Here is an 11,155-nt window from a genome sequence, read left to right on the forward strand (position 1 = left end):
GCCGCGGCCGATGTCGCGATGGAACCCCGGCCCGGTCAGTGATCGGCCGCCGGGACCGTGCCCGCGCCGCCGCCGGTCGCGAGCTTGCGACGGGCATCGGCCTGACCGCTCGTGGCACCGAAGTAGCTGGCCGAGTCGCCGAGCTGCACCGACGGCTGGCAGCCCGGCGTGCACGACAGGGATTCCCGATCGAGACCGCGCTGCACCGTGATCGTCGAGTCCCGCGACGCCTCGACCCGGATGGTCGTCTCGGCGATCATGGCGCCGCCGTTGTCGAGGGCGATCAGGTTGGTGGAGCCGAAGCTCTTGCCGGTGAGCACGAGGACGCCGTTCTTCTGCGGCGTCACCTCGGCGATGATCGGGTTCCCGACGATGACGGTCGACGTCTTCTCCGGCAGGCGGAGCACCTTGGCGTTGTCGACGAGAACGGTCACGACGGGCAGCAGATCGGGCTGGCCGGCCGCGGCCGCGGCGCCCGTCAGCAGGACGACGAGGCCGGCGCGGCCCGCGATCGACAGGGTGCGACGCATCGGGGTTCCTCAAGACGGCGGGTGGTCGAAGAGAGCCTACCCGAGGCCCGAGGCTAGCGCGGAACCCGTGAAGGAAGCGCTAAGCAAGACCAAGTCGCGGCACTGTGCCGTATCGGTGAAACCCAACCTTCACCAAACTCGCAGCGAGACAGCCTTTTAGGTCGGTGCTGGATCGATTTAACCGATTTTCAAGGCGTAATCGGCAGTCTGTGCAGGCCGCCGATCGAGACCTGAAAATTCTTCATCGGGCATCGCGCAAGTTTTATCTCGCTCTGTGTTGATCGAAGGATCACCCTCTATGAAGACCCTGTTCACGCGTTTTGCTTCGGACGAGTCCGGCGCCACCGCGATCGAGTACGGCATGATCGCGGCCCTCATCGCCGTGGCCATCATCACCGCCCTGAAGACGGTCGGCACCAGCCTGACCAGCAAGTTCAGCCAGATCTCCGGCAACCTGAACTGATCGAGACCCGTCCGATCTGCGGCAGGTTCGAGACATCCCGCCTCTCCTCGCAACCCGGAGAGAGGCGGGGGTTCCCGGCCTGCCGGGATCGCCGTTGTTCGCGGCGGCGCTCGCCGCCCGGCACATCCGAGGTCCGGACCGGCCGGCACTCCGCCGGGGCGGACCGTATTGTGTGACGCGACAGGCTGCGACGAGATGGGCGCCGAGATGGTCGGTTCAGCGACGGCAAGTCTGGGACTGGCGGGTCTGGGCCCGGCCGGTTTCGGTCTCCTGATCCTGTTTCCCTTCCTGATGGCCTACGCGGCCGCCAGCGACCTGCTCACCATGCTGATCCCGAACCGGATCTCCCTCGCCCTCGTGGCCGGGTTCGCGCTGCTGGCCCTGACGAGCTCGATGAGCTGGACCGAGATAGGCTTCCACTGCGCCGCCGGTGCGGTCGTCCTGCTCGTCACGTTCACGCTGTTCGCCTTCGGCGTCATCGGCGGCGGCGACGCGAAGCTCGCGGCCGCCACCGCCCTGTGGCTCGGCTTCGACGGCCTCGGCGACTACCTCCTTGTGGCCTCGGTGTTCGGCGGCGCCCTGACCCTGGCGATCCTGTTCGCGCGGACGCACCCGCTGCCCGGCCGGATCGCGCGCATGCCGTTCGCCCTGCACCTGCACGACGCCAAGACCGGGATCCCGTACGGGATCGCGCTGGCCGCCGCCGCGCTCCTCGTCCTCCCCGAGACCGACGTCTGGACCCGGGCCCTCGCCAGCTGAGGCCGCCGCGGCGATTCAGAGACGCGGGATCTGGAGCCCCGGGCCCGGCCCAGCTAGAAGTCGCGCATGCCCCTCGCGCTGCTGCGTCGCCCCGATCCCGATCATCTTGAGGTCCAGCACGAGGGGGCCAGCCTCCGCATCGCCCTCCGTCGGCGGCCGACCGCGCGCCGCATCACGCTCCGCGTGTCGGCCGCCACCGGCGAGGCCGTGATCACCCTGCCGAGCCGCACCGCCATCAACACGGCGCAGCGCTTCGCGGCGAGCCACGCGGAGTGGATCGCCGCGCGCCTGGCGCGCGTGCCGACCCGCGTGCTCTTCGAGCTCGGAGCCAGCCTGCCGCTCCGCGGGGAGCCCCACCGGATCAGCCAGCGCGGCACCCGGAGCGGTCCCGTCCGCATCGAGTCCGTCGAGGGGGAGGCGGTGCTGTCGGTGTCGTGCGATGCCGCCCACGTGGCGCGCCGGGTCCGCGACTTCCTGGCCCGCGAGGCCAAGCGCGACCTGACCGAAGCGATCGAGCGCTACGCGGCGCGGCTCGGGCAGCGGCCGGTCCGGGTCACGCTGCGCGATACCCGCAGTCGCTGGGGATCCTGCACGGCCCGCGGCGAGCTGAACTTCTCGTGGCGCCTGATCCTCGCGCCGCCGATGGTGCTCGACTATCTGGTCGCCCACGAGATGGCGCATCTGCGCGAGATGAACCACTCTCCGCGCTTCTGGGCGCTGGTGCAGGCGCTCTGCCCGAACACCGACGCTGCCGAAGCGTGGCTAAAGCGCCACGGCACCGGCCTGCATCGCTACGGCTGAGCCGACCTCAGACCCGCATCAGCCCCGCCTCAGCCCTTGACGCGGAGCACCCGCTGGCGCGCCACGGCATCCGCCGGCCAGCTCAGGCGGGGATCGACCTGCCCGGGGCTGAGGGTGCGCGGCGCGACACTGTCGCAGATCTCCCGCTGGCGGATGATCACCGGGTTGCCGAACTCGTCCCGGCGGCGGACCAGGCCGCCGTCCCTGCAGTAGCCGGCGATGGCCGCCTGACCGTTGCGGCGGCCGTACGGGTTCGCCGCCACGGGCGGATGCTCGATCACCAGCGTGTCCGAGTGGTTCAGCGAGCGTTCGATGTAGGTGGTCTCTCCGACCGGCAGGGACTGGGCTCCCGCCTGCGCGAGGGTGGCCACCAGGCAGGCGGCCGAGAGAGTGAGCGGGCGCATCACGGCGTCAAAATCCGGCGCTGGAGGAGTGTTCGAACACAATCTAGGCCGCTGAAACCGTTACGGGTAGCGCCGACGCGCAACACCGCGCCCGCATCGCTTGACAGCGCGGGGCGGACCATGGTCGGAACACGCCCGATTGTACGGCTCCCGCCGGTCCTCGGCCGGAGCGTTCCGAAGGGATCGGTGGTGCCGCTTCACGCGAGGCTCGTTCGTTTCCGGCGCGCCGCGCTGCCGGTTCTCCTCGCCCTCGTCGCGGCGGCACTGGCGCCCGCCGGGCCGGCCGCGGCTCAGGGCATGGTGCGCAAGACCTTCGACGATTGGCAGCTGCGCTGCGAGACGCCGGCCGGCGCGAAGGCCGAGCAGTGCGCCCTCGTCCAGTATCTCGCCGCCGAGGACAGGCCCAACCTGACCCTCGTGGTCATCGTCCTCAAGACCGCCGACAATCGCGGTTACCTGCTGCGGGTGGTGGCGCCGCTGGGCGTTCTCCTGCCTTCCGGACTCGGCCTGAAGATCGACCAGACGGATATCGGCCGCGCCGGCTTCGTCCGCTGCCTCACCACCGGGTGCGTGGCCGAGGTCGTGATGGATGACGGGCTGATCCGCCAGTTCAAGAACGGCACGCAGGCCACCTTCATCGTGTTCCAGACGCCCGAGGAGGGCGTCGGCATCCCGCTGTCGATGAAGGGCTTCGCGGCCGGGTTCGACAGCCTGAAATGACGGTGCGGTTCGGGAGCCGTGCGATGATCGGACATCGGAACAGGAGCCTCACGCGGTCCCCGGACATGGCCCGGCGCCGGACCGTCGCTCTCCGGCTCGGCGGCTTTGTGCTCGCCGCGTCGCTCGCCGCCCCGGCCCCGGGCCGGGCCGAGGAGGGCAACATCTTCTCCAACCTGTTCAAGTACGGCGGCACGACGGTCCCGCCGTCGCAGCCCGAAGCCCTCGATCCGGCCTATTGCCCGACGGTCGAGGTCGCCGAGGGCGGGGCCGCCTCGCGCACGCTCGCGGGCGACACGGTGCGCACCCAGTTCTCCCTCGGCCGTCTCGCCCGCGAATGCACGCGGCGTCAGGACGGCTCGATCACCGTCAAGGTGGGCGCCGAGATCAACGTCCTGCTCGGGCCGGCGGGCGCGCCGGGCCGGTTCGATGTGCCGGTGACGTTCCAGATCCGCCACGACGGCAAGACCGTCTCGAGCCGCACCGAGCGGGCCAGCGTGATCGTCGGGCCCGGAGAGGCGCAGGGCTTCGCCACGGTCGTGGCCGACGAGCTGCAGGTTCCGGCCGCCATGACAGCCGATTACGACATCGCGGTGGGTGTCGGGACCGGCAAGGGTGCGGGCGGCAAGCCCGCCGCGAAACCGCGCCGCCGCAAACCGGCTGTCGCCGCGGCGCCACCCGGCGGAGGCGACGCTGCCCAGTGACGCCGCGGCGCGCCTCGGCGATCCGACCCCGCTGATTGCCCGGACCGGCCGCGACAGGCTCTGGCTCGGCCGGAAGACCCGGTTCCGGCTGGAATCCACGGACGATCCCGTCTTCGATCGCCGCCTCGTGCTCCCGGACCATCCCGCCGGCTGGATCGTGCTGAGCTATGCCGGCGATCCGACGAATGCGCCCCGGCGCCCGATCCTCCGCGTCCTGCGAGGGCCTGACGAGACGGTCCAGGACTTCCTCCTGCCGGGAGCCGCGCAGGGGCTCGCCCACTGGCTCGGGCTGATCCCCTCCGATACCCGGGAGATCCGTCTCTCTGCCGGTGCGGACTTCGCCCTCGAGCGGGTCGGCGCCCGGCGCGAGGTCGAGGTGCTCGCGCAGTGCCTCCTGCGCAGGCCCTGGCGCTGCGTCTCCGCCCTCTACGAGCGCGCCCGCGGCTCGGAACGGCGCTACCGCGACATCCTGCGCGGCGCCTGCGCGGTGACCCCGATGGCCCGGTTCCCGGCCTGGGCCGCCGCCCGGACCCGGCCCGCCCGCGTCGCGCCCTCCGCCCTGCGGATCCGCTGCGTCGTTCTCGCGCGAGCCGAGGACGCGGCGGCGCTGTCGGCCACGCGCGACGCGCTGAACGCGCAGACGCACCGCCCCGAGTCGATCCAGGTCGCGTGGGCGGGGACGCCGCCCGCATCGGTCGACGGGCCGCTGTCGCATCGAACCTGGAATGCGGCTTCCGGCTTCGACGAACTTTCCGGCGAGGCGGACGCCCTGTGCCTGCTGCGCCCCGGCGACGTCCCGGACCCGGAGGCCCTGGCGCTGCTGGCCCAGGCCCTGTCGGGAGCGGACATCGCCTACGGCGACGCGGTCGGCCCCGACGGTCGCCCGCAACTGAAGCCGGACTGGAGCCCGGACCTCGCCCTGGCGACCGGCTATCCCGGGTTTCCCCTGCTCCTGTCGCGGGCGTGGCTGGCCGCGGCCATGGCGCGCCCGGTCGGCCCGATGGCCGCGCTCGCGCCGGCCATCGCGATCGCGGCGATGACCACCGCCGCGCGGGTGGCGCATGTCCCGCGGATCCTCGCCCGCAGCGCCGGAGACGGTCTCGACCCGTCGGCCCGGGCCGCGGCCCTGGACGCGCACCGGTCCCGACAGCCGCTGTTCCGCGCCGGGATCCACGACGGTGCCGTTCGCCTCGCGTGGCCCCTGCCGGATCCGGTGCCGCTGGTGAGCGTCGTCATCCCGTCGCGCGACCGCCTCGACCTGATCACCCGCGTCTGCCGCGGGGTGCTCCACGAGACAGCCTACGCGGCGATCGAGCTGATCATCGTCGACAACGGCTCCACCGATCCAGCGGTGCTCGACCACTACGCGACCCTGCGCGGCGATCCGCGCGTCCGGATCCTCATGGACCCGCAGCCCTTCAACTTCGCCGCGATGGTCAACGCCGGCGTCGCCGCGGCGTCCGGGACGATCGTCGTCCTGCTGAACAACGACGTCGCCGTGCTGGAGCCGAGCTGGCTCGAGGCCATGGTCCGGCAGGCGTGCCGGCCGGAGGTCGGCGCCGTCGGGGCGAAGCTTCTCTACGGCGACGGCACGCTGCAGCATGCCGGCGTCGTCGTCGGCCTCGGCGGCCGGGCCGGCCACATCCTGCGCCGCCGGCCCGGTGACACGCCCGGCCATCTCGGCCAGCTGCGGGTGGCGCACGAGGTCTCGGCGGTGACGGCCGCCTGCCTCGCCGTCGCGCGGGAGAAGTATCTGGCGGTGGGCGGCTTCGACGCCGAGGCATTCCCGGTCGATTTCAACGACGTCGATTTCTGCCTCCGCCTCGGCGCCGCCGGCTGGAAGACGGTCTGGACGCCGGCCGCGACACTGGCCCATCTCGAATCCGTCAGCCGCGGTCCGTCCGTCGGGGCCAAGCGCACCCGCTTCGAGCAGGAGGCCGCCCGCTTCTCCGAGCGCTGGCGGGCCGTGATCCGGCACGATCCGTTCTACCACCCCGCCCTGTCGGTCACGACGTTCGGCGAGGATCTGGAATGACGCCGCGGTCGGACGGCGCATCGGACGGCGCGTCGGGCCACGATGCCGCGACGTATCTCGGACCGTCGCGCCGCTCCTGGCGCGCGCTGGTGGGCGCGACGCGCCAGCTCCTCGCGCATCCCCGGGCGGCGGCCGCGATCCTGCTCGCGCGCGTGACGGGTAAGCGCCTGCGCGCCCGGCAGGCGCTCGCCGCCCTGATCGGGATCGACCATCGGCTCGCCCTGCCGCCCGGGATCCTCGACGGCTTCCCCCCCGCGCCGGCCGGTCCGGCAGACGCGATCCGCCTGATCGGCGACGGGGTCCTCGTCGCCGGTGCGCCCGGCCGCATCGCCGCCGCGTTCGCGCGCGAGCCCGACCTGCAGGCGCTGTACGGCGACGCCTTGGTGCAGGAGAGACCCGGCGGCGCGGTGCTGCCGCTTCTGCCGCCGGTCTTCGACGCCGACCGGCTCGCGGCCCTCGATTATCTCGGACCCGTGCTGGCCTGCCGACGCGGCGCCCTCGAGCCCGGCGACGATCCCGGCAGTCCCGCCGAGGCCGCGTTCCGCATCGCGGAGCGCTTCGGTCCCGGCGCCATCGGCCACCTGCCGGAGATCCTGTCGGTCCGGCGCGGCGCCTCGACCGCGACGCGGGGCGGCGAAACCGGGCGCGTCCCCCACCACGCGCTGGTGCGCGATCACCTCGACCGGACAGGGCGGGAGGGCGTTGGCGTGGCCGTCGGGCTCGACGGTCTCGTGCAGGTCGAGCATCCCCTGCCGGACGAGCGGCCCCTGGCGAGCCTCATCGTGCCGACCCGCGACCGCCTGGATCTCCTGCGCCCCTGCCTCGAGAGCCTCCGAGGCTGCACCGACTGGCCGTCGACCGAGATCATCGTCTGCGACAATGACAGTCGCGAGCCCGAGACGCTGGCCTACCTGCGGGCGCTGGAGGGGGAGGGGAGGGGGCACGTCGTCCCCTGGCCCGGGCCGTTCAACTTCGCCGCGATGAACAACGCCGCCGCGGCCCGCGCCCGCGGCAGGCTGCTGGTCTTCGTCAACAACGACGTCGAGGCCTTCCGGCCCGACTGGCTGTCCCGCATGGCCCGGGAGGCCCTCCGTCCGGATGTGGGGGCGGTCGGTGCCAAGCTCCTCGACGGCGAGGGCCGGATCCAGCACGGCGGCATCGTGCTCGGCACCGGCGGCCTCGTCACCCACGGGCACCGGCACTTTCCCGGCGATGCCCCCGGCTACCTCGGGGCCCTGCGCGTCACCCACACGGTGTCGGCGGTGACCGCCGCGTGCCTGGCCGTCGAGGCGGCGAAGTTCCGCGCGGTCGGCGGCTTCGACGAGGCGGTCTTCGCGGTCGACTACAACGACGTCGATCTCTGCCTGCGCCTGAACGCGGCCGGCTACCGCACGCTCCTGGTCCCCGGGGCGGTCCTCCATCACCGCGAGGCGGCGAGCCGCCGCTGGACCCGAGAGGCCCGGGCCCGCCACGCGCGCGAGATCGCGGCGCTGAGAACGCGATGGGGGTCGCTGCTGGTGCAGGACCCCCATTATCACCCGGGCTTCGACCCGGAACTCTCGACCCACGCGCGGCTGCGCGCGGGGTTTCCCGAGGCCGGACCGGCGCCCCTGCGCCGTCCGGGCGCCTGACCGGGCCTACTGCACGAGGCGCGGGCCGCCGCCCTGGACCTTCTCGTTCTCCGACATGATGCCGAGCCGCTTGGCGACCTCGGTATAGGCCTCGATCAGGCCGCCGAGATCCTTGCGGAACCGGTCCTTGTCGAGCTTGTCGGAGGACTTGATGTCCCAGAGCCGGCAGGAATCCGGGGAGATCTCGTCGGCGACGACGATGCGCATCATGTCGCCTTCCCAGAGGCGGCCGGTCTCCATCTTGAAATCGACCAGCCGGATGCCGACGCCGAGGAAGAGACCCGACAGGAAGTCGTTGACGCGGATCGCCAGCGCCATGATGTCGTCGATCTCCTGGGGCGTCGCCCAGCCGAAGGCGGTGATGTGCTCCTCGGAGACCATCGGATCGTTCAGCGTGTCGTTCTTGTAGTAGAACTCGATGATCGAGCGCGGCAGCTGCGTGCCTTCCTCCAGGCCGAGGCGCGTCGCCAGCGACCCGGCCGCGACGTTGCGCACCACGACCTCGAGGGGGATGATCTCGACTTCGCGGATCAGCTGCTCGCGCATGTTCAACCGGCGGATGAAGTGCGTCGGCACGCCGATGTCGTTGAGGTGCTGGAAGACGAACTCCGAGATCCGGTTGTTCAGCACACCCTTGCCGTCGATGACCTCGTGCTTCTTCGCGTTGAAGGCCGTCGCGTCATCCTTGAAGTGCTGGATGAGCGTGCCGGGCTCCGGCCCCTCGTAGAGGACCTTCGCCTTGCCCTCGTAGATGCGACGGCGGCGATTCATAGGCGTGTACCGTGGTTTGAGGAAGTCCATGGGCCGAGGCTCCTGATGCGCGACGATGGGGAGGAATCCGCGGCGCGGCGACCGGACGCGAGGTCGGGCCGCCGGACGGCCTCTGCCCGAGGGCCCCGGCGACCGGCCGCCAAACTAGCGGAAGCGGGCTTCCAGCACAACGCGTTAGCCCGCAGGGCGGGATTGCGGAGGCCGGTCGGGACGTGCCCGGGACGACCTCCGCGACCCGTCGCGCGCGCGTCTCGCGGTCGTCGTGCGGTCGTCAATCGATCGTCTTGGACGGGTAGCGGCAGAGGTCGGCGATGAGGCAGCGCGGGCATTCGGGCTTGCGCGCCTTGCAGGTGTAGCGTCCGTGGAGAATCAGCCAGTGATGGGCGTGGAGTCGGTAGGCATCCGGCACGATCGCCTCGAGCCCGGCCTGGACCTTGTCGGTCGTCGCGCCGATGAAGAGCGGGATCCGGTTCGAGACCCTGAAGATGTGGGTGTCGACGGCGATCCGCGGAACCCCGAAGGCGATGTTGAGCACCACGCTCGCGGTCTTGGCACCGACCCCGGGCAGGACCTGCAGGGCCTCCAGGCTCGCCGGGACCGCGCCGCCGTGCGTTTCCACGAGGATGCGCGAGAGGGCGACGACGTTCTTCGCCTTGGTGTTGAACAGCCCGATCGTGCGCACGAAGTCGCGGACCCGGTCCTCGCCGAGCGCCAGCATCTTCTCGGGCGTGTCGGCGACCGCGAAGAGTGGGCCGGTGGCGAGGTTGACGCCGCGGTCGGTCGCCTGGGCCGAGAGCACCACCGCGACGAGGAGCGTGAACGGATTGACGTAGTGGAGCTCGCCCTTGGGCTCCGGCTCCGCCGCCTGGAAGCGGCGGAAGATCTCGGCGAGGGTCGCCGCGTCGACGGCCTCGGGAGCCGTGTCCACCTGCGCGGTGACGGCCGGCCCGATCGGACCCCCGAGCCGCGCGGAGACGGCGCTCTCGGATGCTCTCTTGGACGGCGCCTTGGACGCTCCCTCGGCCTTGCTCCCCGACCCGCCCTTGCCCCGCTGCGTCGGGGCTGTCCCGGATACCGTCTCGGACGCGGTCTCGGCCGGTCCCGCGGCGGCGCGACCGGCGCGATCCGTCACGGGCGGGGGAGTCTTTCTGGCGGGCATCGGCGCGTTATATGGATCGCATGGCGAGCGGCAATCCTTCCGTCCACCCGTACGGGCTCGATCCGGACACGATCGACCGGCCCGTCTTCACCGCGACGATCCGGCCGCACCAGTCGTTGAGCCGTCGCGGCTTCCGGGTGGTCATGACCGGGTGCTGCGCGGTCTCGGTCGCCGTGTCGGTCTGGGCGTGGCGCATGGGCTTCTGGCCCGTGGCCGGCTTCTTCGGCCTCGACATGCTGGCGATCTACGCGGCGCTGAAGGTGAGCTTCCGGCGCGGGCGCTCCTTCGAGGAGGTGATGATCTCGCAGATCGAGATCCTGCTCGCCCGGGTCAGCCACCGCGGCGAGCGGCGGGAGTGGCGGTTCAATCCGCTCTGGACCAAGCTCGAGACGGTCGAGGACGACGAGTACGGCCTCCAGCGCCTGACCCTGGTCTCGCGCCGGCAGCAGGCGCTGGTCGCGCGCGACGCCGGGCCGGACGAGCGGGCGCGGGTCGCCCAGGGGCTCAGCGCGGCGCTCGCGCAGGTGAAGAAGGGGTACTGACCGGACCTCGGACCTCTCTGGCCTCCTGCGAGGGCAGGGAGGCCGCGCGGCAGCGATCGGCCCGGGCCGTGCGAAAAAACAGCCCGGAGATGGAACAGGGCTGTTGACGGGCAAATTCGAGGGCTCTATACCCCGGCTCATCGGCGCCGGCCGCGGAAGTGGACCGGGCGCTGAGCCATCTTCTGACAAGCGGGCGGGCTGGCCGGCGGGATTGCCGGGCGGTCTTCTGTTTGCCTCTGATGAGCCTCGGGTGACCGAGGCGCTCTTTGACAAGTTGGAATGAGGAAGGGAGACGCGGGCGGCGTTTGTCCTTGCGGCTGGGTCTTAGGACCTGGCGTGAGTAGACTTGTGCCGATCTGTTGTTCTTCTTTCTGAGCTCACCGACGGGTGTTTGGCGCTGTGAAGCGTCTGGCACTTGGTCGATGTGAGGCTCCGTCTGAGAATACACGTGATCGGCCAGATCAATCTCTTCAACGTGAGAGTTTGATCCTGGCTCAGAGCGAACGCTGGCGGCAGGCTTAACACATGCAAGTCGAGCGGGCCCTTCGGGGTCAGCGGCGGACGGGTGAGTAACGCGTGGGAACGTGCCTTCTGGTTCGGAATAACCCTGGGAAACTAGGGCTAATACCGGATACGCCC

Annotated in this window: 12 protein-coding genes and 1 rRNA gene; 9 read left to right on the forward strand and 4 right to left on the reverse strand. The window is 71.3% G+C overall.

What is annotated here, in order from left to right:
* Positions 1-35: 35 nt before the first annotated feature.
* Positions 36-530, reverse strand: coding sequence for a pilus assembly protein N-terminal domain-containing protein (locus tag ACQKQD_RS14890; RefSeq protein WP_020092492.1), 495 nt, complete (start codon positions 528-530; stop codon positions 36-38).
* A gap of 298 nt (positions 531-828) precedes the next feature.
* Here ACQKQD_RS14890 and ACQKQD_RS14895 point away from each other — a divergent pair, with 298 nt between their 5' ends.
* From ACQKQD_RS14895 to ACQKQD_RS14905, 3 genes are all read left to right on the forward strand, one after another.
* On the forward strand, positions 829-993 hold the full coding sequence (locus ACQKQD_RS14895) for a Flp family type IVb pilin (protein WP_012320434.1): 165 nt from the start codon (positions 829-831) through the stop codon (positions 991-993).
* A gap of 207 nt (positions 994-1,200) precedes the next feature.
* A complete protein-coding gene (locus ACQKQD_RS14900; protein WP_042669679.1) occupies positions 1,201-1,752 on the forward strand; it encodes an A24 family peptidase in 552 nt (183 codons plus the stop codon).
* 66 nt (positions 1,753-1,818) lie between these two features.
* Positions 1,819-2,553 carry a M48 family metallopeptidase gene (locus ACQKQD_RS14905; protein WP_042669677.1) on the forward strand — a complete coding sequence of 245 codons (735 nt, stop codon included), beginning with the start codon at positions 1,819-1,821 and terminating at the stop codon, positions 2,551-2,553.
* Positions 2,554-2,582: 29 nt separating this feature from the next.
* Here the strand turns inward: ACQKQD_RS14905 and ACQKQD_RS14910 are convergent, their stop codons facing one another.
* Complete coding sequence (locus ACQKQD_RS14910) at positions 2,583-2,957, reverse strand: hypothetical protein (RefSeq protein WP_103984981.1); 375 nt, start codon at positions 2,955-2,957, stop codon at positions 2,583-2,585.
* A 186-nt stretch (positions 2,958-3,143) separates the two neighbouring features.
* On the opposite strand from ACQKQD_RS14910, the gene ACQKQD_RS14915 reads away from it, so the two are divergent.
* From ACQKQD_RS14915 to ACQKQD_RS14930, 4 genes are read left to right on the forward strand one after another with little or no spacing between them, the layout of a single operon-like run.
* Complete coding sequence (locus tag ACQKQD_RS14915) at positions 3,144-3,677, forward strand: invasion associated locus B family protein (RefSeq protein ID WP_012320430.1); 534 nt, start codon at positions 3,144-3,146, stop codon at positions 3,675-3,677.
* 23 nt (positions 3,678-3,700) lie between these two features.
* Positions 3,701-4,378, forward strand: coding sequence for a hypothetical protein (locus tag ACQKQD_RS14920; protein ID WP_427508722.1), 678 nt, complete (start codon positions 3,701-3,703; stop codon positions 4,376-4,378).
* Complete coding sequence (locus ACQKQD_RS14925) at positions 4,290-6,413, forward strand: glycosyltransferase family 2 protein (RefSeq protein ID WP_427508723.1); 2,124 nt, start codon at positions 4,290-4,292, stop codon at positions 6,411-6,413. Before ACQKQD_RS14920 ends, ACQKQD_RS14925 begins: the two co-directional genes overlap by 89 nt.
* Positions 6,410-8,044: a glycosyltransferase gene (locus ACQKQD_RS14930; RefSeq protein ID WP_427508724.1), complete on the forward strand. Its 1,635-nt coding sequence runs from the start codon at positions 6,410-6,412 to the stop codon at positions 8,042-8,044. Before ACQKQD_RS14925 ends, ACQKQD_RS14930 begins: the two co-directional genes overlap by 4 nt.
* 6 nt (positions 8,045-8,050) lie before the next feature.
* Here ACQKQD_RS14930 and purC read toward each other — a convergent pair whose 3' ends face one another.
* The gene (gene purC / locus ACQKQD_RS14935; RefSeq protein ID WP_427508725.1) at positions 8,051-8,845 is read right to left on the reverse strand and encodes a phosphoribosylaminoimidazolesuccinocarboxamide synthase; all 795 of its coding nucleotides are present in this window, start codon (positions 8,843-8,845) and stop codon (positions 8,051-8,053) included.
* Between the two features lie 241 nt (positions 8,846-9,086).
* Positions 9,087-9,767 (reverse strand): endonuclease III, encoded by a 681-nt coding sequence (gene nth, locus ACQKQD_RS14940; protein WP_427508735.1) that lies wholly within the window; start codon positions 9,765-9,767, stop codon positions 9,087-9,089.
* 227 nt (positions 9,768-9,994) lie between these two features.
* Between nth and ACQKQD_RS14945 the strand changes: the two genes are divergently transcribed.
* Together ACQKQD_RS14945 and ACQKQD_RS14950 are read left to right on the forward strand one after the other, a co-directional pair.
* Positions 9,995-10,516 (forward strand): DUF2244 domain-containing protein, encoded by a 522-nt coding sequence (locus tag ACQKQD_RS14945; RefSeq protein ID WP_020092482.1) that lies wholly within the window; start codon positions 9,995-9,997, stop codon positions 10,514-10,516.
* Between the two features lie 471 nt (positions 10,517-10,987).
* A 16S ribosomal RNA gene (locus ACQKQD_RS14950) occupies positions 10,988-11,155 on the forward strand; the annotation flags it as partial.

Source organism: Methylobacterium sp. NPDC080182 (assembly GCF_050281105.1).
In the GTDB taxonomy this organism is placed as follows: domain Bacteria; phylum Pseudomonadota; class Alphaproteobacteria; order Rhizobiales; family Beijerinckiaceae; genus Methylobacterium.